The organism is Dyella subtropica (assembly GCF_026283965.1).
GTDB lineage: Bacteria > Pseudomonadota > Gammaproteobacteria > Xanthomonadales > Rhodanobacteraceae > Dyella_D > Dyella_D subtropica.
Map to the genome: position 1 here is coordinate 68,836 of NZ_JAPDPD010000003.1, position 23,598 is coordinate 92,433.

At 64.1% G+C, this 23,598-nt stretch carries 22 protein-coding genes and 1 other RNA gene; 7 read left to right on the plus strand and 16 right to left on the minus strand.

Translation table 11 applies throughout. The features are described 5' to 3' along the window. The first annotated feature begins 365 nt into the window (after positions 1–365). Positions 366–1,841 carry an AAA family ATPase gene (locus OUZ45_RS03970; RefSeq protein WP_266168627.1) on the plus strand — a complete coding sequence of 492 codons (1,476 nt, stop codon included), beginning with the start codon at positions 366–368 and terminating at the stop codon, positions 1,839–1,841. Positions 1,842–2,024: 183 nt separating this feature from the next. On the opposite strand, the gene OUZ45_RS03975 is transcribed toward OUZ45_RS03970, so the two are convergent. From OUZ45_RS03975 to OUZ45_RS03985, 3 genes are all read right to left on the minus strand, one after another. Beyond that, positions 2,025–3,023, minus strand: coding sequence for a YheT family hydrolase (locus OUZ45_RS03975; RefSeq protein WP_266168628.1), 999 nt, complete (start codon positions 3,021–3,023; stop codon positions 2,025–2,027). Next, positions 3,020–3,820 carry a lysophospholipid acyltransferase family protein gene (locus OUZ45_RS03980; protein ID WP_266168629.1) on the minus strand — a complete coding sequence of 267 codons (801 nt, stop codon included), beginning with the start codon at positions 3,818–3,820 and terminating at the stop codon, positions 3,020–3,022. Before OUZ45_RS03980 ends, OUZ45_RS03975 begins: the two co-directional genes overlap by 4 nt. Before the next feature lie 99 nt (positions 3,821–3,919). After that, positions 3,920–4,522 (minus strand): TetR/AcrR family transcriptional regulator, encoded by a 603-nt coding sequence (locus tag OUZ45_RS03985; RefSeq protein ID WP_266168630.1) that lies wholly within the window; start codon positions 4,520–4,522, stop codon positions 3,920–3,922. 70 nt (positions 4,523–4,592) lie between these two features. On the opposite strand from OUZ45_RS03985, the gene OUZ45_RS03990 reads away from it, so the two are divergent. Then, complete coding sequence (locus tag OUZ45_RS03990; protein ID WP_266168631.1) at positions 4,593–5,882, plus strand: MFS transporter; 1,290 nt, start codon at positions 4,593–4,595, stop codon at positions 5,880–5,882. A 132-nt stretch (positions 5,883–6,014) separates the two neighbouring features. Here OUZ45_RS03990 and OUZ45_RS03995 read toward each other — a convergent pair whose 3' ends face one another. After that, positions 6,015–6,491 carry an Lrp/AsnC family transcriptional regulator gene (locus OUZ45_RS03995; RefSeq protein WP_266168632.1) on the minus strand — a complete coding sequence of 159 codons (477 nt, stop codon included), beginning with the start codon at positions 6,489–6,491 and terminating at the stop codon, positions 6,015–6,017. 150 nt (positions 6,492–6,641) lie between these two features. On the opposite strand from OUZ45_RS03995, the gene phhA reads away from it, so the two are divergent. Next, positions 6,642–7,535 carry a phenylalanine 4-monooxygenase gene (gene phhA / locus OUZ45_RS04000; RefSeq protein WP_266168633.1) on the plus strand — a complete coding sequence of 298 codons (894 nt, stop codon included), beginning with the start codon at positions 6,642–6,644 and terminating at the stop codon, positions 7,533–7,535. 223 nt (positions 7,536–7,758) lie between these two features. Here phhA and OUZ45_RS04005 read toward each other — a convergent pair whose 3' ends face one another. The 10 genes from OUZ45_RS04005 to OUZ45_RS04050 form a co-directional block, all read right to left on the minus strand. Further along, positions 7,759–8,454: an RES family NAD+ phosphorylase gene (locus OUZ45_RS04005; RefSeq protein ID WP_266168634.1), complete on the minus strand. Its 696-nt coding sequence runs from the start codon at positions 8,452–8,454 to the stop codon at positions 7,759–7,761. A gap of 85 nt (positions 8,455–8,539) precedes the next feature. Next, entirely contained in the window at positions 8,540–8,935 is a 396-nt protein-coding gene (locus tag OUZ45_RS04010) for an MbcA/ParS/Xre antitoxin family protein (protein WP_266168635.1), read from the minus strand. Between the two features lie 95 nt (positions 8,936–9,030). Continuing rightward, positions 9,031–10,797, minus strand: coding sequence for a DUF885 domain-containing protein (locus OUZ45_RS04015; protein ID WP_266168790.1), 1,767 nt, complete (start codon positions 10,795–10,797; stop codon positions 9,031–9,033). 47 nt (positions 10,798–10,844) lie between these two features. Then, positions 10,845–12,491: a SulP family inorganic anion transporter gene (locus tag OUZ45_RS04020; RefSeq protein ID WP_266168636.1), complete on the minus strand. Its 1,647-nt coding sequence runs from the start codon at positions 12,489–12,491 to the stop codon at positions 10,845–10,847. Beyond that, positions 12,488–13,105 (minus strand): ParB-like protein, encoded by a 618-nt coding sequence (locus OUZ45_RS04025; protein WP_266168637.1) that lies wholly within the window; start codon positions 13,103–13,105, stop codon positions 12,488–12,490. The genes OUZ45_RS04020 and OUZ45_RS04025 overlap by 4 nt, the downstream gene beginning before the upstream one ends. Positions 13,106–13,224: 119 nt before the next feature. Beyond that, positions 13,225–13,935, minus strand: a complete 711-nt coding sequence (locus OUZ45_RS04030; protein ID WP_266168638.1) for a helix-turn-helix transcriptional regulator — start codon at positions 13,933–13,935, stop codon at positions 13,225–13,227. A gap of 69 nt (positions 13,936–14,004) precedes the next feature. Then, positions 14,005–14,643, minus strand: coding sequence for a glutathione S-transferase family protein (locus OUZ45_RS04035; RefSeq protein WP_266168639.1), 639 nt, complete (start codon positions 14,641–14,643; stop codon positions 14,005–14,007). A 26-nt stretch (positions 14,644–14,669) separates the two neighbouring features. Then, on the minus strand, positions 14,670–15,074 hold the full coding sequence (locus tag OUZ45_RS04040) for a GFA family protein (RefSeq protein ID WP_266168640.1): 405 nt from the start codon (positions 15,072–15,074) through the stop codon (positions 14,670–14,672). A gap of 55 nt (positions 15,075–15,129) precedes the next feature. Next, entirely contained in the window at positions 15,130–15,741 is a 612-nt protein-coding gene (locus OUZ45_RS04045) for a DJ-1/PfpI family protein (protein ID WP_266168641.1), read from the minus strand. 110 nt (positions 15,742–15,851) lie between these two features. Continuing rightward, entirely contained in the window at positions 15,852–16,226 is a 375-nt protein-coding gene (locus tag OUZ45_RS04050; RefSeq protein ID WP_266168642.1) for a VOC family protein, read from the minus strand. 182 nt (positions 16,227–16,408) lie between these two features. Here OUZ45_RS04050 and OUZ45_RS04055 point away from each other — a divergent pair, with 182 nt between their 5' ends. The 4 genes from OUZ45_RS04055 to yjjJ all read left to right on the plus strand — a co-directional run bounded on the left by OUZ45_RS04055 (position 16,409) and on the right by yjjJ (position 22,374). Next, the gene (locus tag OUZ45_RS04055; protein WP_266168643.1) at positions 16,409–17,425 is read left to right on the plus strand and encodes a class 1 fructose-bisphosphatase; all 1,017 of its coding nucleotides are present in this window, start codon (positions 16,409–16,411) and stop codon (positions 17,423–17,425) included. 280 nt (positions 17,426–17,705) lie between these two features. Continuing rightward, the gene (locus tag OUZ45_RS04060) at positions 17,706–18,626 is read left to right on the plus strand and encodes a patatin-like phospholipase family protein (RefSeq protein ID WP_266168644.1); all 921 of its coding nucleotides are present in this window, start codon (positions 17,706–17,708) and stop codon (positions 18,624–18,626) included. A 234-nt stretch (positions 18,627–18,860) separates the two neighbouring features. Then, positions 18,861–20,909 carry an alpha/beta hydrolase family protein gene (locus OUZ45_RS04065; protein WP_266168645.1) on the plus strand — a complete coding sequence of 683 codons (2,049 nt, stop codon included), beginning with the start codon at positions 18,861–18,863 and terminating at the stop codon, positions 20,907–20,909. Between the two features lie 91 nt (positions 20,910–21,000). Next, positions 21,001–22,374, plus strand: a complete 1,374-nt coding sequence (yjjJ, locus tag OUZ45_RS04070; RefSeq protein WP_266168791.1) for a type II toxin-antitoxin system HipA family toxin YjjJ — start codon at positions 21,001–21,003, stop codon at positions 22,372–22,374. Between the two features lie 10 nt (positions 22,375–22,384). Here the strand turns inward: yjjJ and OUZ45_RS04075 are convergent, their stop codons facing one another. Then, positions 22,385–23,467 carry a PA0069 family radical SAM protein gene (locus OUZ45_RS04075; protein WP_266168646.1) on the minus strand — a complete coding sequence of 361 codons (1,083 nt, stop codon included), beginning with the start codon at positions 23,465–23,467 and terminating at the stop codon, positions 22,385–22,387. A gap of 51 nt (positions 23,468–23,518) precedes the next feature. Next, a non-coding RNA gene (locus OUZ45_RS04080) (sX9 sRNA) lies at positions 23,519–23,595 on the minus strand. Between the last annotated feature and the right edge of the window lie 3 nt (positions 23,596–23,598).

The following is a 23,598-nucleotide window of genomic DNA, read 5'->3' on the forward strand; positions in this document are numbered from 1 at the left end:
GGCGCATCAGCCTACTACCGAATGCCCATAAGGATGTTCTGATCTATTCCGCGCACCTGTCACCGCCCTGTATGCGCGCAGCGATATGTCGCGGCGGTGAAGGCAGACTGGCTGTCTGTGAAGACGCTGAGGCGAAGCGCTGCGTGCATACAGGGCGGCCCCACGTGTTAATTGAATGATGGGGTGACGTCCAGAAGGCCCGCAGGCTGCGCTGCGCGGCTTGAACAGACGGCCAGTCTGCCCTGCGCCGCGCAACACACCCTGCGGGCCTTCTGGACGTCATGCCGGGTACGTGGAATAGATCAGAGCATCCTTAAGTTGCCTCTGCCGCTCTGCTATCTTGCCCGCCCACGGAGAGGGCACACATGAGCGAACTGCAAGACCTGACCACATTGGTACGCGCGGCCACACCGCTGCTGGTCATCGAAACGGTCGACGAACAGCGCGTGATCGAGTGCTTTCGCCATGTGATTTCGCAATCGCTGCGCCCTCTGTGGCGCTGGACGCTCACGGATGGTCTCCACCGGCTCGACTTTGTGCAGCCCGAGGCCGAGATTGCCCCGGATGCCGGCGCCACGCTGGATGCCATCCGCACCGCCAGCGAACGCGGCATCTATCTGCTGTTCGATTTCCACCCGTTCCTGCGCTACGCCATGACCTTGCGCCAGCTGCGCGAGATCGTGCAGCGGCAAAGCTCCTCTGCCCACACCATCGTCTTGGTCGGCGCACGCATCGAGCTACCGGAGGAACTGGAGGCACTGGCGCTGCGCGTGCCGCTGTCGTTGCCCGACATCAAAGAACTCGCCGCCATCCTGCGCGCCGAAGCGCTGGCCTGGCAGCGTGAACAAGGTCGCCGTGTGGAAGTGGACGGCGAAGCGGCACGCACCATTGTGCGCAACTTGCTGGGCCTGGCCGCACCGGATGCTCGCCGCATCGTGCGTAAGCTGGTCTACAACGACGGTGCGTTGAACGCCAACGATTTGCCCGAGCTGATGCAGTCGAAGTTCGACCTGCTCAACCGCTCCGGCCTGCTGCATTACGAATACGCCACGGCCAGTTTCGCCGACATCGCCGGTGTCAGCCGCGTGCGCGAATGGGTACGGCGGCGCCGCGCGGTGTTCCTCGCCGCCACCCCCGATCCCATGCTCGATCCGCCCAAGGGCGTGTTGCTGCTCGGCGTGCAGGGCTGCGGCAAAAGTCTGGCTGCCAAGGCGATTGCCGGCGGCTTCGGGGTACCGCTGGTGCGGTTGGACTTCGGCGCGCTCTATAACAAGTATCAGGGCGAGACAGAAAAGAACTTGCGCGAAGCTTTGCAGAGCACGGAACTGCTTGCACCCTGCGTACTGTGGATCGATGAGATCGAAAAGGGCCTGGCCGGCGGTGGCGAAGACGGCGGCGTTTCGCGCCGCGTGCTCGGCTATCTGCTGACCTGGATGGCCGAGCGCAAGGCAAAAGTGTTCGCCGTCGCCACCGCGAATGCCGTGCAGGAGCTGCCGGCCGAGCTGCTGCGCAAGGGCCGCTTCGACGAGATCTTCTTTGTCGATTTGCCGCAGACCTCCGTGCGTTCGGACATCTTCGCCATGCACCTGCGCCGCCGCAAATTGCCGGTGGAGCAATTCGACCTGCCCGCCCTCGCCGCCGCCAGCGAGGGCTTTTCCGGTGCGGAAATCGAACAGGCCATCGTCAGCGCGCTGTACGACGCCAGCAGCGGCAACGCGCCGTTGGAACAGGCCACGCTACTCGCCGCTCTTACGCAAACCCGTCCACTGTCGGTGTTGATGCACGAGCAAGTCGAGACACTGCGCATCTGGGCACGCGGGCGTTGCATACCGGCGGATTGAGTGGTTGCTGTATCGAGTGGGACCGTCGCAAGGGCTTACCCCCTCCCAGCCTCCCCCTGCAAGCAAGGGGAGGAGCTAGAAGCTCGCGACGCCCTGCTCCCTCCCTTGCTTGCAGGGGAGGGCTGGGGAGGGGTAAGCCCTTGCGACAACCTCTCGGGCTACACGCTTCGCGCAGCCGAAGCATCAAACAAGCGCGTTGAAGCGAGCCGCGATGTAGTCGTCGGTGAAACTACTCATGTCGTAGCCGCGGATGAAACCGCAGTGCCCGCCATGCTCAGCGATGTCCAGCTCCACGTTCGGGGGCAGCTCAAGTTTCTCGAAGGCATCGACCGGGATCACCGGATCGTCGCGCGCGGTGAGGATGGTGGCGGGAATGTTCAGCGCCTTGAGCGCGTCTCCGGCCACCGAATAGCCGTCCAAATAAGCCTGCAGCGAACCGAAGTCGGTGTGGCGCAGCACCAGCGACTCGGTGAGTCCACGCAGGCTCTGCTTCAACTCGTCCAGCTCGAAGTACTGCCGGTGTGGAAACGCGGCTTGCTTCGCCTGCAACGAGCGCCGCCATTTGCGCAAAAAGTACGCTCGATAGAACCACGGCGCCGTCTCTTCCAGCGAGAACAGACCCTCACCCGGATCGATGATCGGGCACACCGCCAGCGCATAGCTCAGCGGGATACCCGCCTCTGGTGCGCGCAAGGCGGCGCGCAGCGCGAAGTTGCCGCCCAGCGAGAAGCCCGCCAGGGCCATTGGCCGTGCCGGCCAGCGCGCGGCGATATCGCTCAGCGCATGAACCACTTCGTCGATACGGCAGGAATGGAACAGCGCTTCGTTGAGCGGATGACTGTCGCCGTGATCGCGGAAGTTCAGGCGAAACACATCCCAGCCATCTGCCAGCAAACGGCTGCCGGTCTGCAGCACATAAGTGGAATCAACACTGCCTTCCCAGCCATGGAACAGCACAGCCAGTCCATGTGCTTGCGGACGTTGTTTCTGCGCGGTGTATGCGCCGGTCAGGCGCACACCGTCACCACCGTCGACCATGACGGGTTGGGCACCGTCCTGCACCGTCTGCGCCGCACGCGGCAGCAGCTGGCGGCGCACGCCGCTGGACGACAACATGGTCTGGAGGTGGCCGCTGTTGAGCGGCCATGACGGACGGAAATCGGCGCCGCGCGGCAAACTCATGCCAAAGGGTCTTCCAGGGCGGCGGCGATGCGTTCGCGCGACAGCTCGGCCATGCGGCGGCGCGCGTCCGGCGTCGCCGGCACCGGCGCGAGGAAATGCACTTCGGCGTCCAGCGGCGCTTCGCCGAGCAGGCGCAGGAAGTTCTGCATGAAGTTTTCGCCATCGCGGAAGCCGGCATCGATCACACGGCGCCCGTCGCGCGCGAAGCGCAGCGCCACCGGCTGTACCGCCACCTCGGCATCCAGCGCGGCCTGGAAGATGCGCGCATGGAACACGCGCAGCACCCCATTGTGGCCGGTGCCGCCTTCGGGAAATACGGCGACCGAACGGCCACCACGCAAACGATCGACCATCACCTGCATCACCGTAGCCAGCGAATGGTTGCTGCCGCGCCGATGAAAGATGGTGCCGCCATTGGCGGCCAGCCAGCCCACCAGCGGCCAGCTGGCGATCTCGGCCTTGGCGACGAAACAGGCCGCGCGCTGGCTGTGCAATAACTCGATGTCGACCCACGAGGTGTGGTTGGCGACGAACAGCACCGGGTCTTCCAGCGGCTGGCCGACGCGCACCGAGCGCAGACCGAAGATGCGCAGCAGCACGGTGGACCACCAGCGGATGGTGCGATGCGCGAACGGCTCCTCGCCGTTCTTCATCACGACGCCGCGATTCCAGCTCAGGATCAGCGAACACAAGAAAACGCCCAGCACGACGTGCAGCAGCAGCAGCGGCACGCGCCACAGATAGCGCAGAGGTCGCAGCAGGTCTCGGTCCGGGGCGGAAACGGTTTCGGTGCTCATCGGTCCGGTTAGTTTAGCGTTAGTCGGGCCACGAGTCGGCAGTACGCAACCGCATCGATGGTCCGCCGCGTTTCAAACTCCAGCGCACACGTCTTTTCGTTACAGCGAGGCGTCGATCAGGCGGCGGGCGGCGGCGCCAAGCGCGCGGGCGGGGCCGCCCTCGCCGAAGGTCTGCCCCGAGACGTAGCTGCCTTCAAGCAACAACAACAGGCCATCGGCCAGCTCGTCCGGATCGCGCGCGCCCATGCCCCGGCACATCTCGCGCAGGCGTTCGCGCAAGGCGCGCTTGCTGTCCACCGCGACCTGGTGTGCGGGGTGGTCGCGGTCGGGATATTCGATCACCGCATTGGTGAGGCCGCAGCCGCGGTAACCGTCGCTGCTGGCACGCACGGAGAGGATTTCGAGGTAGGCCAGCAACTGGCCCTTGGGATCACCGGGATGATCGGCGGCCGGCGCCTCGAAGCTCAGGAAGAAGCGCCGGTCGTAGTCGCGAAGATAGTCGGCCGCCAGCTCGTCCTTCGATTCGAAGGCGCGATACAGGCTGGGCTTGGTCACCCCCGCGCGGTTGACGATTTCTTCCACGCCGATGGCGCGGATGCCCTCGCGATAGAACAGCTCCGCCGCCGTATCGCGGATGCGATCCGCGGCGCGGCGCGGCGCCTCGGCGGATGGAGCGATGGGGGGCTCGGGACGCTTCGACATGCTCATGACCTGTTGACAATGTTACCGATCGGTACGTACCCTGCGCTTCCGTCCCGTACCGATCGGTAACATGACTATACAACGCCACCGGCCTTTCGGCCAAAACTATGCCTTCGTAGTTGTCGCCGTCGTCTTCCTGGCCCTGCTGGCTTCAGCCGGCATGCGCGCCACGCCTGGCGTACTGATGCTGCCGCTGGGGCGCGCCTTCGGTTGGAGCCGGGACAGCATTTCCTCCGCCGCCGCGGTCGGCATCCTGCTCTACGGCCTGATGGGTCCGTTTGCCGCGGCGCTGATGCAGCGTTTCGGCATCCGGCGTGTGCTGGTTGTCGCCCTATTGGTGATGACACTGGCGGCCGCCTCCAGCGCGGCCATGACCCAGCCCTGGCATCTGCTGCTGAGCTGGGGCGTGCTATCCGGCGCCGGCACAGGCTGCGTCGCTGTCGTGATGGGCGCCACCGTGGTCGGCCGCTGGTTCAGCAGCCATCGCGGACTGATGATGGGCCTGCTCACCGCCAGCACCGCCACCGGCACGCTGATCTTCCTGCCCGGCCTCGCCGCAATCGCCGAGTACGCCGGCTGGCGCTGGGTAGTGCTGACCATTGCCGCGCTCTGTGCCGCGCTGGTGCCGCTGGTGCTGTGGCTGTTGCCGGAACGGCCAAGCGACGTCGGCCTGACCCGCTACGGCGCGACCTCAGACGAGCCGGCCGAGGCCGGTGCGCCCTCGGGCAACCTGTTTGCATTGACGCTGGGTGCGCTTCATCGCGCCAGCAAGCACGGCGTGTTCTGGCTGTTGTTCGCCACCTTCTTCGTCTGTGGCTTCACCACCAACGGTTTGATCGGTACGCATTTCATTGCGCTGTGCGGCGACCATGGCATTCCCGAAGTGCGCGCGGCCGGCTTGCTGGCGATGATGGGCATCTTCGACCTGTTCGGTACGACCGCATCTGGCTGGCTCACTGACCGCATCGATCCGCGCAAGCTGCTGTTCGTCTATTACGGATTGCGGGGGCTGTCGCTGATGTATCTGCCCTATTCCGATTTCTCGCTATATAGCCTGTCGCTATTCGGCGTCTTCTACGGCCTGGACTGGATCGCCACGGTACCGCCGACGCTACGCCTCACGACGGAAGCCTTCGGCGAACGCGATGCGCCGGTGGTGTTTGGCTGGGTGGTGGCGGGGCATCAGGTGGGCGCGGCGGTGGCCGCCTTTATGGCTGGTGTGCTGCGCGTGCAATTGGGCAGTTACCTGACGCCATTTGTGATCGCGGGTGCAACCGGTGTGGTGGCCGCTTTTCTCGCCTTGCGCATTCAACGCCGCGGCAACGATGCGCCCATGGTTCTCTCCAACGAGGCCGCCTGAGTGACGCTCTGCTCCCTCCCTTGCGTGTAGCAGGGGAGGGCTGGGGTGGGGTGAAGCCCTGCAAGCCGTGCGGCGGTGCCGCAAGGGCTTACCCCCTCCCAACCTCCCCCTGCCAGCAGGGGGAGGGGCAAATCAGTGCTCCAGCTGCGTCAGCGGCAAGGCGGCAGAGCGTTTCACGGTGCGCAAAACGAAACTGGAATTCACATCCGCCACGCCTGATGCATTGAGCAGGCGGTCGAGCAGGAAGCGCGAGAAGTGCTGCAAGTCGGCCACATAAATGTGCATCAGGTAATCCATGTCGCCGGTGAGTGCGTAGCAGGCCACCACTTCGTCCCACGTATTCACATGCTCCACGAAGTGCTCGATGGTCTCGCTCTCATGCTTGGTCAGCTGCACGCGCACGAAGGCCTGCAAGCCCAGGCCCACGGCTTCCGGGTCCACCTGGGCGGTGTAGCCGGTGAGGATGCCTTCGGATTCCAGCCGCTGCAGACGGCGCAAGCAGGCGGATGGCGACAGGCTGACCCGCTCGGCCAGCTCGGCATTGGTGATGCGCCCCTCGCCCTGCAATACGGCAAGGATGCGCAGATCGGTACGGTCCAGGTTGGCCATGCACGATACCTCACCACATTAGGCTTATGACGCATGAATATTGCACAGATAGCGTTGTGTCGCACAACAAAACAACCTTCCTGCGCGCCATCGGCCGTATCCTGTTGATTGCCTCCCGTTGGCACGGGATGACCTTCACTGGAGCCCGCTATGGACCACAACACGCCACGCAAAGTCGAACACCAACAGACCGACCGCGGTTATGTACCGGTGTACGCCACCGGCGTGGTCGAGCAGCCCTGGTCCAGCTACAGCCGCACCGACCATGAGGTGTGGGACACCTTGTTCAAGCGCCAGCGCGAGCTGCTGCCTGGGCGCGCTTGCAAGGAATTCATGGCCGGCGTGGAACGTTTCGGCCTGGGCGACGGCGGTATTCCGAAGTTCGCCGATCTCAACAAGGTGCTGGGCAAGGAGACCGGCTGGGAGCTGGTCGCGGTGGAAGGCCTGCTGCCGGATGAGGTGTTCTTCGATCACCTCGCCAATCGCCGCTTTCCGGTGAGCTGGTGGATCCGCAAACCCGATCAACTCGACTACCTCAGCGAGCCGGATCTTTTCCACGACCTGTTCGGCCACGTGCCGCTGCTGCTCAACCCGATCTTCGCCGACTACATGCAGGCCTACGGCCGCGGTGGCATGAAGGCTTTCGGCATCGGGCCCGAAGCGCTGATGAACCTCACGCGCCTGTACTGGTACACGGTGGAGTTCGGCCTGATCAACACGGACGAGGGCATGCGCATCTATGGCGCCGGCATCGTCAGCTCCAAGGGCGAATCCATCTACTGCCTCGACTCGTCAGCGCCCAATCGCATCGGCTTTGGGTTGGAGCGCGTGATGAACACGCGTTACCGCATCGACACCTACCAGCAGACCTACTTCGTGATCGACAGCTTCGAGCAGCTGTTCGAGGCAACGCGGCCGGACTTCACGCCGATCTATGCACAGCTGAAGGAGAGCACTGCGTATGCGGCGGCCGACGTGCTGGATAACGATCGGGTGTTCAATCACGGTACGCGGGAAGGGTTCGCTGTGGGTGCGGATACCTGAGTCGGCGTTCTGTCGCGTGATGTGATGAGCCCGCCGTTTGGCGGGCTTTTTGTTTGTGCTGGGAAGGTTGTTCCAAGGGCTTACCCCCTCCCAGCCTCCCCCTGCAAGCAAGGGGAGGAGCTAGAAGCTCGCGACGACCTGCTCCCTCCCTTGCTTGCAGGGGAGGGTTGGGGAGGGGTAAGCCCTTGCGACCCCCTCTCCTTCACACAAGCTTGCGCCCACGCTATTCGTCCCTCACCACTCGCTTCAGCTCGGCCACTTCCAACACCTGTGCAATGCGCTTGCCGTCCCAGCGATATAGCAAGTGCTGCGCCTGCACGCAGGGCGCGACGCGATCGGGATAGAACACCGCTACGCACTCGCCGCCTTGATGACGCGCACTTTCGTAGACGATGCCATCCGACCCTTCCGTGCGTAGCTTGCGTGCCAGTGCGATGCTCGCACCATAACTGTTCGGATCATGCGCGGCGGCCCAGCCGCCACGCAGGTCGTGCAACCTGGCCTGGATGCTGGTGCGGTAGCAGCGCATCTCGGTATCGCAAGGCGGTTCCGACGTGGCGGCAAGAAAGCGCTGGCGGTGGTACACGGTCTCTTCCACCGCGGTGGCCAAGCTATGTGCCGCGTAGAACACGCCCCAGCTGCCATCCGAAAAACGGCTGCCTTCGGGGTTGAGGTGCGTGAATGCGGCCATGATCGGCGTCGTGCCTGGGCCGCTGACACGCCGCCCCTTCGGCACCAGCGGCAGCACGCCGAGTTCATCGCGGATGCGCGGATTGGTCAGCGCCTCGATGGCATACAACGCATCCAGATCGCCGGGATCGGCGATGCGGTCATACACGCCCACCGGCGGAAAGCGGCTGGGAACGATGCGGTACGCCTGACTCCAGCGGATACGTTTGAGCGGTGGAATGTCTGCCATGACGGGGCGATCTCAGGCTACCTGCCGGGTCGGTGAAGTATGCGTTCCAGGCGTATCGCCGACTGCGACTCGTGCCGCGTCGTCGTCACCAACCGCGCTGTGCGTCCAGGTACTGCCTTACTACGTAGAGATCCGCCACATTGCCCGACAACATGCGCTGCATCGCCGATTGCCCACTGAACAGCGATGCCTGATTCGCCTTGTGCACCCAGGCATCGGCCTGTTTCGGATCGTTGAACAGGATCTGCAGATCCTTATAGATGCCGAGCAGATAACTGATGCGCTCCAGCACGTCGCGCCCCAGGCTGCCCGCCTGCTGGCGCTTCCACTTGTAGAACGTGGATTCCGGCGGATCGCCCAGCAGCTTGCGCTGGTCGCTGATGCGCAGGTTCCAGTGATCGGCCAGCTTGAAGAAGGCGCGCAGCGCAGGGCCGCCTAGATCAGCGGCGGGGATGGTTTCAGGAAGGAGATGAGCTGCCATGTGGAAACTCTCCCTGTGAAGTTGAGGTGGATTCTACTCCATTTATAAACTTCATGCCACTCCACCCCAACCTGCGCCCCTGCCCTCCCAGCCGGTCAGGACTTCTTGTCGCCCTTCCCACAATCGCACCCGAAATCCGGCTCCGGCCCGCCCTCCGCGATGAAACGATCGATGCGCTGCTCCAGCACTGGCAGCGGCACGGAGCCGATCTGCAGCACGGTGTCGTGGAAGTGGCGGATGTCGAACTTGGTGCCCAGCGCCTGTTCGGCCTTGCGGCGCAATTCCAGAATCTTCAGGTAACCCAGCTCGTACGACAGCGCCTGGCCAGGCCAGCTGATGTAGCGGTCGACTTCGTTGGCGATTTCGCGCGCAGAAAGCGCCGTGTTGTCGGTAAGGAAGTCGATCGCCTGCTGGCGGGTCCAGCCGAGGTGATGGATGCCGGTGTCGACCACCAGGCGGCAGGCACGCCACATCTGGTAGGTGAGATAACCGAACTGATCGTAAGGCGTCTTGTAGATGCCCATCTCGTTGCCGAGGTATTCGGAGTACAGGCCCCAGCCCTCGCCATAGGCGGAGATATAGCCTTCGCGGCGGAAAGCCGGCTGCCCTTTCTGCTCCGCAGCCAGTGCAAGTTGCAGCGAATGGCCGGGCATGGATTCGTGCAGGGTCAGCGCCGCCACGTTGTAGAGCGGGCGCGATGGCAAGTCGTAGGTGTTCACGAGATAGCTGTTCGCACCGCCGCGACCGGAGGTGTAGTACGGCGCGATATCCGGTGCCACCGGCACGATAGCGAAGCGCTGACGCGGCAGACGTCCAAACAACTTGCCGAGCTGGCCATCCACCTGCTTGGCCACCCACGCGCTGCGCATCAGCAACTCATCGGGTGTCTTGGCATGGAACTGCGGGTCGGTGCGCAGAAAATGCAGGAATTCGGCGAAGCTTCCCTTGAAGCCACTCGCCTGCATGGTCTTGACCATCTCAGCGTGGATCTTCGCCACCTGCTCCAAGCCCACCTGATGAATCGCGCCGGGATCGAGATCGAGCGTGGTGTATTCGATGATCTGCTGGCGATACCACGCCTTGCCGTCAGGCATGGCTTCAGCGGCGAGCGTGTTGCGCGCCTTGGGCAGGTAGTCGTTGCGAAAGAAGGTGAGCAGGTTCGCGTAGGCGGGAATAACTTTCTCCGCAATCACCTTGCGCGCTTCCTGCTGCAGCTGCGCAGCCTGTTCGGCTGGCACGCTGACCGGCATTTTCTCGAACGGCTTGTAGAAGCTGCTCTGGGTCGGATCCTTCAGTTCCGCCACCGCGGCGATCGATACGTCGCGGCCGTCCAGCACCGCGCGCGGCACGGTGAAACCGCGTGCCAGGCCGTCGCGCATGTTATCGATCTGCTGGCCGAAGTACGCGGGCACCTCCCCGAGCCGATCGAGGTAGCGGCGATAGTCCTGCGGCGTGCGCAAGTCGTCGGCGCCCAGCACATAACCGATGTCGCTCCAGAACGCCGAGTCGCTGTTGAACGGCATCTGCCACTGCTTGAACTGCTGCACGGCAAGCAGGTTCTGGATCTGCGCGCGATATACGGCGTAGTTGATCTGATCCTCGGCGGTCAGCTGTTTGGGATCGACCATGCCGAGATCGGCCAACGTCTTCTGCCAGTAATCCAGCCGGCGCTGCTGGTTGGCAGCGTCCACGTTGTCCAGGCGCCCGTTATTGGGCTGTGCTTCGCCAGCGTTGTTGATGCCGGCCTGCCCGTTGCGCCAGGCCCACTCCTGCTCGTAGATCTGCTTGAAACGTGCGTCCGCGCCTTGCTGCGCCCATGCGGACGGCGCCAGCGTCAAAGCGGCCAGCGCCAGCCAGCTCATGCGTGTCGGGTTCTTCACTATGTGGTTCCCTTGTTTCAAGGCTTGTTTCAAGGCGTCGGCGGGGACACCGCCAGCACGGCATCCTCCACACTAAAGTAATCCAACGCCTGTGGCGGAAGCTGGGGCAATGCCATGCGCAGCAAGGCGTCACGCGCAGCATCTTTCAATCGTGCCACGCGCAGCTCGATGCCGCGGGCATCCAGCCAAGCGGCCAGGTCAGCCAGCGATTCCAGCGACGTGCCGTCGAGATCGGGCGACTCCTCCAGGCTGAGGATCACCTGCTTCAAACCCCTGTGGTCCAGCACGCGATGCCGCAATTGCACCAGCACGGCTTCGGCATTGGCGAAGAACAGCGGCTCTTCCGGCCGTACGATCAGCATGCCGGGTAGTTCACTGGCGCCCTGGTGTTGTGCGACATCGACAAAATCGTGTCCGCCGGCCAACTGCCCAAGCACACTGAGGCGCGCCGTGGCGAGCTGACGCAGCAACAGAACGAGGCTGAAGGCGATCGCCACCAGCAGGCCGTTGAGAATCCCCAGCGACAGCACCGCCAGCACGGCGGCCAACGCAACCAGCCGATCGCGATGCCAGCGCAGATAGGGCGTGAACACGGACCAACGCAGCGACTTGCTCACGGCGTGGATCACGATGGCCGCCAGCACGGGCTCCGGAATCCGCTCGATCCATGGCAGCAGTAACCACACCATCAGCAACACGCACAGCGCCGCGACCAAGCCGGACAAGCGCGAGCGCGCACCGGCGGCTTCGTTCGCGGACGTCGCCGAATAACCCGCCCCCACCGGCATGCCGTGCAACAAGCCCGACACCACATTGGCCAGGCCGAGCACGGCGAGATCGCGGTTCGGATTCACCGCATCGCCATGCTTGAGCGCAAAGTTGCGGATGGAACCGTACGACTCCGCATACAGGATCAACAACAACGCGGCGGCTAGCTCCACGCTGGGCAACCACTGATCGCGGGCAGGCCAGGTCGGCCAGGTCCATGTCGGCATCATGCGAATGTCGCCGGTCAACGCCACGCCATGCTGTGCCAGCCAGCCCGATGCCGCTACGCCCAGCACGATCACCAGCAGGCTGCCCGGCAGTCGGCGCAGGCGCTCGCTGACGAACAGCAGCAGCAACGCAGCGGCGCCGGCTAGCAAAGTGGCAGGTTGGACTTGGCCAAGATCGCGCAGCAGGTCGAACAACAGGGCAGGCACAAAGTCGCCATGCAAGGCCGTCACGCCGAACAAGTGCGGCAACTGTTTCAACGCGATCACGCAAGCCAGGCCAAAGGTGTAGCCGCGCAGCACCGGGCGGGCGATCAGATGCGAGAGTCCGCCGAGACGCGCGGCACTGGCGATCAGAAAGCAGCCGCCCGTAAGCAGCACCAAGGTGGTCGCGAGCACCGCACGCGACACCTGGTCGTTGCCCCCCAACGCCAACGTGCCGGCGGCGAGCACGGCGGCCGACGACGACGTGGCCGACACGATGGCGTAACGACTGCGCCCGAGCAGGCCGTAGCAGACCAGACCGGCGAACAGCGCGATCACGCCCGCCTGCGGCGGCATGCCGGCAATACCTGAATACGCGACGGCTTCGGGCAGCAGCAGCCCCGCGATGGACAAGCCGGCCAGGAGGTCGATACCTGCCGAGTTACCCGGCGCCAGTGCGACGTCCGGCTCCGCGCTCATTCGATCGTGCCAGCCCAGCCCGGCAGATAGGCCGCCGCGTGTTCATGCGCGAGCAACAGGGCCTGCTGCATCACTTTCGCGCTCACCTTGCCCGCCGGCAGTTTCAGCTGGCGACGATAGAAATCCGCCCACAGGAATTCCGCATACGGCGTGGCGTCTTTGGAATAGCCGCCCGCGACACGCACGCGCGCTGCCAGCGTGCGATACGGATCATCGGTGAGGTCGGCCAGACTAGCGGGAATCGCCGCGTAATCCGTGCGGGTGCCGAGGTGGTCGTAGGGGTGGGCCCAGCGATTGAACTCCATGGTGCGCCAGAACACGTCCGGCTCCAGCCAGGAGAAATCGCGCTGCACCATCACGGGAACATCCTTCACCCCTTCCTCCATCAACGCGAGGCCGAGGTGGTGGTGATCGACGATGTAGATCTTGCTCTTGGGCCCGATCACGCCGGGAAACCAATGCGCGTCGATCAGCTCCTTGCGCTTCTTTTTACCGAGGCTACGCCACAGGTCGCGCTTTTCGGCGACTTCGGCCTTGCCGACCGTCAACTGGGTAGGGCGCAGCTTGTCCGGCGCGATCGACAGCAACGGATGACGCACGCGAGGTGTGGACATCGGCAACTCCTTCGGCGATTGGTGCTGCCGAGGGTAGCTCAGTTAATAGAAGTGAGTGCAGAGGAGTGAGAAGTGAGAGGAGGCGAAGAGCTGCTCTCTCACTCCTCACCTCTCTCCACTCACTTCTGCTCCATCCCCCCGTAGTAGCCGCGCGTGGATTCCAGGTAGGCATCCAGATCGCGCCCGGCCACTTCGCCGAAGCGTTCGCCGGTGATGGCGCAGTCGGCGATGCGGTCAGGCCGGAAGTTGCGAAAGCCCTCGCGCAGCCGGCACCAGGTGCCCAGGGTCCACGCGCCGCCCCAGAACGCCAGGCATAGCGGCTCGACTTCACGGATGCTGGAGCGGCCGGCTTCGTCAGCGTAGTCGATGCGCAGTACCTGGCTCTCGCTGATCGCGGCGTTTAAACGATCGATCAGCACGGCGAACGCAGTCCTGTTCGGATCGCGCCAGAACGGTGCGTAGATGCGCGTACGCGCGGCGCGGTCGCGTAGCTCCGGCGGCAACACCGCCTCGATCTTCAACAAGGCGGCTTGCGCGCTGCCGGCCAGCTTCTCGCCCGCAAACGCGCGTACAAAGCGCGTGCCGACCACCAGCGATTCGAGCTCGTCGGCGGTGAACATCAGCGGCGGGATGTCCGAACCCTTGCGCAGCACATAGCCCACGCCGGCCTCGCCCTCGATCGGCACGCCGGACAGCTGCAGGTCGGCCACGTCGCGATAGACCGTACGCAGCGAAACGCCCAGGGTGTCGGCAAGACTCCGCGCCGGCAGCGCGGTACGGCGCCCGCGCAAGGCATGGATGATGAGGAACAGGCGATCGGCACGGCGCATCCGTGCATGATCGCCGAGCCGCATTGCAACGGCCAGCGTCGGACGTCACGGTGCGGCGCTTTCATCGCTTCAGGTTGCCTGCGAGGCCTGGGCCGCCGCCAGGGCGGTGTCCTTCTCGCGCGCCCGCACCATGGCCGGCCGCGCGTTGATCCGGTCGATATACGCGCGGATCACGGGCGTCTCAGGCACCAGCTTGAACATCGTGGTCCAGTGCAGCGCTGTAGCCCACAGCACGTCGACGGCGCTGAAGCGCTCGCCGAGCAGATAGGGACCGCGTTCGAGCTGGTCGGTCAGTGTCTTGAACATGGTGTCCCAGTCGCCATAGGGACAGGTGGATGGCGGCGCGGGTTCGCGCTTCATCGAGCGGTCGACCAGCGCGGGCTCGAAGCAGGAGCCGTAAAACACCATCCAGCGCAGATACGGCCCGCGTAGCGGATCACCGATGGGCGGCGCCAGCTGCTTCTGCGGGAACAGATCGGCCAGATACAGGTAGACCGCGGGCTGCTCGGTGATCAGCGCATCGCCATGGCGGATGGCCGGCACCTTGCCCATCGGGTTGATCGCCAGATACTCCGCCTGACGCTGTTGCTTGGCGCCGAGGCTGAGCAGGTGGAGGTCGTAGTCGGCCTCCAGCTCCTCCAGCAAGTTCAGGGTGCCGCCGGAGCGACTGTTCGGCGCATGGAAAAATGTGACGCGTGGTTCGCTCATGATCCCCTCCTCCTATGCATGGGTTTCTAAAGGTGTCGCGTTTCAGCGGGCACGGACATCCAGTTGTTGTTGCGACCATCGAAGTAGCGCAGTGGCGCATCAATCAGGGCCGCTACATCCGCGTCATCCAGACAGGCCAGGTTGACGGAGTAGTAGGCCCCGCCGATTTCCTCGATGTAGCCGTGGCCGAACGCGTGTACACCACAGTGTTTGCAGAACACGTGATGACTACTGTTGGTGTTGAACTGGTAGTCGGTCAGTTCGCTTTCGCCGGACAACAGCCGAAAGGATGCCGGCTTTACCGTGGCTCCCCAGTAACGGAGCTTGCCGCAGTAGGAGCAGTTACAACGGCCAGTGCCGGCGGACAAATCGATATCCGCTTCGTAGCGGACCTGGCCGCAATGGCAACTGCCCTGGTAAGTCTTGATCATTGAGTTCTCCATAGAGTTCTGCGGCGGCACGCCGCACCGGCGTAAAAGCCTTCCCTCACGCGGCCACGGCACGCTCGCCGGCAAACCACGGCGGCGGCGTGGCGTGCTTGAACAAGCGATACCAATGTTCGCGGTCGCTGGAGCTGTACAGGTCCAGCGTGCGGATCACCTCGCGAGCGAACTCCACGCTGCCCAGGCTGCTCGCCGTGATCACGCCGCCGTCGCTGACCGCGAGTACGTCCGGGTCGTACTGCTCCAATCCCGCGTAGGCCGGAACATGGCTGCCGATGAATCCACTGAGATTGCCGGTGTGCCGGCAACGCTCCAGCAGACCGGCGCGGGCCAGCACCAGCACGCCAGTGCTGATCGCCGCCACTGGCGCACCAGCGGCATGCACGCGCAGGGCGGCGTCCACGGCTTCATCGCCTTCGCCCCGCTCCCATAGATGGCCACCGGGTGCGATCAACAACGCCGCCCGGGCGAGGTCGATCTGATCCAGGGTCAGCTCCGGCAACACACGCAGCCCGCCCATGGAAACCACCGGCTGCATCGAGAACCCCACGGTCACCACTCGCCAGTCACCCGGCCGGCGGATCTCGCACAGCGCCAGCGCAGCCTCCCAGTCGGCGAACCCGTCGAACACCAGGAAATACACGGTGTCACGCATGATGCTTCCTCCCTCTTTCGATACGTGTGGTCACGGCCTGTCCGTCATAACGACGAACGACGAGGGCGCATAAAGACAGCGCCCTTGCCGGCCCAACCGGATGGGGTGGATCACTGCAGGGACCACAACCCCACCCGGTTACCCTCACTGTCCTTGAACTGGGCGAACACGCCGCGCCCTTCCGGCAGCACCGTGCGCGGCACGATCACCGCACCGCCGGCCGCCTCGATGCGACCCAGTGTTTCAGCCACATCCGCCACGCTCAGATACACCGTGCTGCCGTGGACCGATGGCTCGCAATGCTCGAACTTCATCAGCGCGCCGGTGACGTGATGGGTGCCGTCATACGGAAACACCGCCAATTCCATGCCGCCGAAAGGCTCCTGCTTCAGCGCCGTGCCCAGCGCAGCGTCGTAGAAGCGGATGGCGCGGTCCATCTCGCGAACGGGAATTTCAAACCAGTTGGTGACGATCGGGTTCAGCATGTCCAAATTCCTTGTCGTGCCCAGTGCACCGGCATAGGTTGCGGGAGGGCTGCTGCCAACGTGATGTCAGTAGGGCTGCGGGAAGGGGTGTTTTGCTGGGGGTTTCCCAGGCCCCAATTAGCGGCTGGCGCGGTTCAGCCACACCCCGGACAATGCGCGTTCCTTTTCGCCACGGACCCGCCATGAAGCCCGTCTCGCTGATCCAGTTCCTGATCGAGGAACGCCGCGCCGGCCGCATCAACGCCGAACTCTCCCTGCTGATCGAAGTGGTCGCGCGCGCCTGCAAACGCATCGCCGTCGCCACCAACAAGGGCGCGCTCGGCGGCGTGCTGGGCGAGGCCGGCACCGGCAACATCCAGGGCGAGGCGCAGAAGAAGCTGGACGTGATCTCCAACGAGATCCTGCTCGAAGCCAACGCCTGGGGCGGCCATCTCGCCGCCTGCGCGTCCGAAGAGATGGAAGATCCGCAGCCGATCCCGGACATGTACCCGAAGGGCAACCACCTGCTGATGTTCGATCCGCTGGACGGCAGCTCCAACATCGATGTGAACATCTCCGTCGGCACCATCTTCTCGGTGCTGCGCTGCCCCGACGGCATCGGCGAACCCAAGGCCGAGCACTTCTTGCAGCCGGGCACCACCCAGCTGGCCGCCGGCTATGTGGTGTACGGCCCCGCCACCGTGCTGGTGCTGACCTTCGGTCACGGCACGCATGAGTTCACGCTGGACCGCGAGGTGGGCAGCTTCATCCTCAGCCGCCGCGACATCCGGATTCCGGAAGAAACCGGCGAGTTCGCCATCAACATGTCCAACCAACGCCACTGGGAAGCGCCGATGCAGCGCTACATCGGCGAGCTGCTGGCCGGCAAGGAAGGCCCGCGCGGCAAGGACTTCAACATGCGCTGGGTCGCCTCGATGGTGGCCGACGTGCATCGCATCGTGACCCGCGGCGGCGTGTTCTATTACCCGCTGGACGCCAAGATCAAATCCCAGGGCGGCAAGCTGCGCATCATGTACGAAGCCAACCCGATGGCCTTCATCATCGAGCAGGCCGGCGGTGCCGCTACCACGGGTCGCGAGCGCATCCTCGAACTGCAGCCGACGGGTTTGCATCAGCGTGTGCCGGTGTTTCTCGGTTCGAAGAAGGAAGTCGAGGTGGCTACGCACTATCACCTTGAGGCGGATGGGGCGCAGGGCTGAGGGCTAAGGCCCGCAAGTCTCGCGAGCTATCGCAAGGGTTTACCCCTCCCCAACCCTCCCCTGCAAGCAAGGGAGGGAGCAGGGTGTCGCGAGCCTTTAGCTCCTCCCCTTGCTTGCAGGGGGAGGCTGGGAGGGGGTAAGCCCTTGCGCCAACCTCCCCGAGCTGAAGCACACACATCGCCACCAGCTGACTACCGCCCCAGCAACGGCCGCAAGCGAACCTCGCCCCGCCCCGATTCAGCCTTACACTCGCCCACTCATCCTTCCCTTGCGTCCCTACATGCGCCGCTCCCCTCGCCTGCTGCTTCTGCTTACAACCCTCGCGCTCAGCGCCTGTTTCGGGGGCAGCAAACCGACGCCACCACCGCCGGTTCCCGTGGTGGTCGTGCCCAAACCGCGCATCGGCCTGGCCCTGGGTGGTGGCGCGGCGAAGGGTTTCGCGCATATCGGCGTGATCAAGATGCTGGAAGCCAATGGCATCCATCCGGATGTGGTGTCCGGCACCAGTGCGGGCAGCGTGGTCGGCGCGTTGTACGCCAGTGGCATGGACCCGTTCCAGATGCAGGAGCAGGCCTTTGCGCTGGACGAAAGCAAGATCCGCGATGTCAGCCTGTTCTCCGGCTCGGGCGGCCTGGTGCAAGGACAGAAGCTGCAGGACTACGTGAACCAGTTGGTGGGCAACCGGTCGATGGAGAAGCTCAAGCTGCCCTTCGCCGCCGTGTCCACCCAACTGGAAGACGGCCATCGCACGGTCTTCGTGCGCGGCAACACGGGGCAGGCCGTGCGCGCTTCCAGCAGCATTCCCGGTGTGTTTCAGCCGGTGGAGATCAGCGGCAAGCACTACGTCGATGGCGGCGTGGTCAGTCCGGTACCGGTGGACGCCGCGCGCCAGCTGGGCGCGGACTTCGTGATCGCGGTGGATATCTCCAGCAAGGCCAGCGGCAGCAATCCCAGCGGGATGCTTGGCGTGGTCGGCCAGTCGATCAGCATCATGGGCCAGAAGCTGGGCGAGCAGGAACTGGCGCGCGCGGACGCAGTGATCCGCCCCAAGGTCAACCAGATCGGCGCCACCGATTTCGAGCAGAAGAACCAGGCCATCCTGGAAGGCGAGCGCGCCGCGTTGGCTGCCATGCCGGCGATCAAGGCCAAGCTCGCTGCGCTGGAAGCGGCGCGCAAGACGCCGCCAGCCGCCACTCACTAACAGGCTGTTGAGAAACAGCCTGTTAGGGCAGGCCAAGGATGGCCTGCCATGAATCAAGCACGTCATGTGCTTGATTCATGGAGCCGAGTCCGGACATGCGCCGGACTCGAGCGAGTTGAGAAAGGGCAGGACAGCCCTTTCTCAACACTCTGCTAGTTCAGACCATCCGCCTCTGGATGAGGGTTAGACGGGCTGTTAGCGTGGCAGGGTTATCGCGCTTCACCGGAAACCCTCATGCTGAAAACCACCCGACTGCTGCTTCCCTTGCTGGCGACGGCCTTTGCTCCCCTCGCCTTCGCCGACAAGGCAACGATCGATCCCCGCATCGAATCCTTGCTGACCGATCTGGCCAAGGCCCGTTCGATCGGTGCCGCGCAACTGTCACCGAACGGCCAGCAGCTGGCCTGGGTGGTCAACACGGCAGGCAAACCCGCCATCGAAGTGGCGAAGAGCGACGGTAGCGACGCCCATCGCCTCGGCACCGCCAAGCCGGGCAGCTGTAGCGAAGGCGATATCGCCTGGGCGCCGGATTCGCAGCACCTGGCTTTTCTCTCCGATTGCGGAAACGCCAACAAGAGAAGAGATCTCTTCGTCGCCGATACTCGTGGCAACGACATGCCGAAGAAGCTGTTGACGCTAAAGGGCCTGGCGCAGAACCTCACCTGGTCCCCCGACGGCCGCACGCTCGGCTTCCTTTACGTGGAGAACGCCACCCGCCGCGCCAGCGCGCTGGCAGCTGCCAAACCGGCGGCGGGTGAGATCGGCGTGGACGACGTGGAAGTGCAACGCGTAGCGGCGGTCGACGCCGCTGGCGGTGCCTTGCGCCTGCTCACGCCGGCCAGCAGCCACATCTACGAGTTCGCTTGGTCGCCCGATGCGCGACGCATCGCCTATGTCGCCGCTCCGCCGCCGGGCGACAACAACTGGTGGGTCGCCAAATTGCTGGTACAGGACGCACAAACCGGCGCCACCACGACGGTGGTTGTCGACCCAGCGACCAGCAAAGGCAGTCTGCATGGTCTGCAGCTCGCGCTACCGCGCTGGTCGCCCGATGGCAGCCGCATCGCCTTTATCGGCGGCTTGATGAGCGATCAGGGGGCCACCGGCGGCGACATCTACATCGTGGCCTCCAGCGGCCAGGGCGAGCCGGTGAATCTCACCACGGGCACGCGCGTCACGCCGGTGTGGTTGAGCTGGATGGGCGCGCAGCAATTGCTGGTCAGCCAGATCAACCGCGGCCGGAGCGAAGTCGCCGAGTACGCGATCAACGGCAGCTCGGCCAAGCCAAGCCGCACCCTGTTCACTGTGCCGGCGAGCATCGGCGCTGGTGAAGAGGCGATGTCGCTTTCCTTGTCCGACGATCACTCGCGCGTCGCCTTCGTACAGAGCTCGTTCGATGCAGCGCCGGAGGTGCATGCCGGCCCGCTGACCAACACGCCGCCGCCGGCCGTCACCAGCATCAACGCTGCGATCAAGCCGGTCTGGGGCAAGACCGAATCCGTGGAATGGCAGAACGAAGGGCTGCCCGTACAAGGCTGGCTGCTCTACCCGGCCAACTACGATCCAGCGAAGACCTATCCGATGGTGGTCAATATCCATGGCGGGCCGTCGAGCGCGGTGATCCCGCGCTGGCCCGGCGTCGGTTACGGCGGCGCGCCGTTCGCCGCCCTGGGCTATTTCGTGTTTATGCCCAACCCGCGCGGCAGCTACGGCCAGGGTGAGGCTTTCGTGCAGGCCAACCGCAAGGACTTCGGTTACGGCGATCTGCGCGACACGCTCGCCGGCATCGACGCCATCGAGAAGAAACTGCCAGTGGACGACCAGCGCCTCGGCCTCACCGGCTGGAGCTATGGCGGTTTCATGAGCATGTTCGCGCCCACCCAGACCCAGCGGTTCAAGGCCGTGGTGGCTGGCGCCGGCATCGCCAACTGGCAGAGCTACTACGGCCAGAACCTGATCGATCAATGGATGCTGCCGTTCTTCGGCGCCTCGGTATACGACGACCCCGCCGTGTATGCGAAAAGCTCCGCCATCCACTTCATCAAGCAAGCGAAGACGCCCACGCTGGTCGTCGTCGGCGATCGCGATGCCGAATGCCCGGCCGCACAATCGCAAGAGTTCTGGCATGCCTTGCGCGCGCAGAACGTGCCTACGTCACTGGTGGTGTATCCGAACGAAGGGCATCGCTTCGTTGACCCGGTGCACCAGCGCGATGTGTTGCAGCGGGCATTGAGCTGGTTCAGTACCCATCTAGGGGAAACCGCCAGTGGTAGTACCAAGTGAAAAACTATTCATGGGAATAGCATTTTTTATATTAAGTGCATGAAATTATTGATACTTGACTGACAATATCTATTCAAGTATCTATTCATATGTGCCCACATCTACCCCACATACAGCCGCCCTGTTCAACGTCCTTCGCGCGCGCCGAGTGGCAACGGCGCGAGAACTGGGCGAGGCATTAGGCGTCAGCCAACCCACCGTTTCGCGACTGCTCGCGCAAGCAGGCAGCGAGGTGGCAAAAATCGGCCGCGCGCGCAGTTCGCGCTATGCCATGACGCGCCAGGTGCAGGGGCTCGGGGACCGCTGGCCCTTATATCGGATCAATGGAGCCGGACAGCCGGAAGACGCCGGTCGCCTGGTGGCATTGCACGGTGGCGGCAGCCTGCTTGAAACAGTGCAGCTACCCGATTGGCTTCGCGGCGAGTTTGGCGATGGCCTGTTCCCCGGCCTGCCCTGGTTCCTCGATGACATGCGACCGCAGGGCTTTCTGGGCCGCATGTTCGCACGCAGCCACGCTTTCGAACTGGGCCTGGGCGACGACATCCTTCGCTGGAATGATGACGAAGTACTTGCCGCTCTGCTGCTGCGAGGCAATGACGGCCCGGGACAATTCATCCTCGGTGACCGGGCATTGGAACGTGCATTAAGCGCCGCCCACGCGCCTGTGCCTGCACAAGCCCCTGTGGATCGCTATGCCTCACTGGCCGATGCCGCCCTTACCGGCTCGGACGTAGGCTCATCCGCCGCTGGCGAACAACCCAAGTTCACCACCTGCGTCGAGACCGATGATGGTGGTCTGCGGCACGTCATTGTGAAGTTCTCTGAACCGGTCAGCGACAGCCCCGTGGCTCGCCGCTGGGCGGATCTGCTGGTTTGCGAGCACCTTGCCGGCGAACTGCTGACGGAACAGGGTTTAGCCAGCGCGCACAGCGAACTGATCTGGTCTCGCGATCGGCTCTGCCTCGAATCAACCCGTTTCGATCGCATCGGCCCCCATGGGCGCCGCGGCATCGTATCGCTGGCCGCGTGGAGCGATGCCCACGATGGCGTACGCGACAGCTGGCCGGCCGCTGCCGCGCGCATGCATCGTGATCACTGGCTTATGGGCGAAGCCGTGGCGCATATCGAACAGCTGTGGTGGTTCGGCCAACTGATTGGCAACACCGACATGCACTTTGGCAATCTCTCGTTCTTTCTCGATCAAGCGCTGCCACTATCGCCCTGCCCAAGCTACGACATGCTGCCGATGTTCTACCGTCCGGGCGCCAGCGGAAACCTGCCGATGCAGTCGCATCAACCGAAGCCACCGGCGCCGGCCAACTTGTCTTATTGGCAGCGCGCCGCGGCGTGGGCAACGGTGTTCTGGCAACGCGTTGCAGAACATCCGGATGTCAGCGCGGATTTCCACACACTGGCCGATGGCAACCGCATCCAGGTCGAGCAAATGCGCCAACGTTTCGGTTGAAGCATTCGGATTAGAACAACTGCCCCTGCGGTGAAGTCTCGCGCGGTGGCGTGAAGCGAGAAAGGTCGAGTTGCAATTCGCGTGCGCGGCCGAAGCCATGCTTGCGACAGGCCACCTCGAAACGTCGGCGCAGCAGATCGGCGAAGACGCCCTGCCCGCGCATGCGCGTGGCGAAGTTGCTGTCGTAATCGCGGCCGCCGTTCATCTGTTGCACCAGGCTCATCACGTGGTCGGCGCGCTGTGGTGCGTGCAGCGCCAGCCATTCGCGAAAGAGCTGCTTCAGTTCATGCGGCAGGCGCAGCACGGTGTAGCCGGCGCAGCGGGCGCCCGCCTCCGCGGCCTGATCGAGTACGGCTTCCAGGTCTCGATCGTTGAGAGCCGGGATGATCGGCGCCACCAGCACACCAACCGGCACGCCCGCTTCCGCCAAGGTGCGAATAGCCTCGATGCGCCGATGCGGCGCGCTGGCGCGCGGTTCAAGCTTTGCGGCGAGGTGGTTGTCCAGCGAGTTGACCGAAAGGAACACCTGCACCAGACCTTCGCGCGCCATGGGCGCGAGGATGTCGATATCGCGTTCCACCATCGCGTTCTTGGTGACGATGGTGCACGGGTGATGGCATTCGGCCAGCACCTCGAGCGCGGCGCGCGTGATGCGGAAGCGCTTCTCGATCGGCTGGTAGGGATCGGTATTGCTGCCGATGTTGATCGGCTGGGGTACGTAGTTGCGCTTGGACAACTCGTGACGCAGCACTTCAGCGAGGTTGCTCTTGGCACGCAGCTTGGTTTCGAAATCGAGACCGGGCGATAGATTGAGATAGCTGTGCGACGGCCGCGCGAAGCAATAAATGCAGCCATGCTCACAACCCCTGTAGGGATTGAGGGCCTGGCTGAAGGCAATGTCCGGCGAGTCGTTGCGGGTGATGACGCTGCGCGCGCGCTCCTCGGTGACTACCGTCTGCGGACGCGGTGTCTCTTCATCCAGCAACGCGTGTTGCCAGCCATCGTCTTCGGCGTGATGGCGAATAGTTTCGAAGCGCCCTTCCGGATTGGAGGCGGCACCACGTCCCTTGAATGCATGCGGTTGACCGATCATCCGCACAGTCTGCACCGGGGACGTCTCAACTATCGCGACACCATCTTGAGCCGCTAACAAAACGTAGCGAGCAGCCACGAGGTGGGCGTGGGCGGCGCGGAGGAACCGGAGTGTACTGGGCCGTACATGAG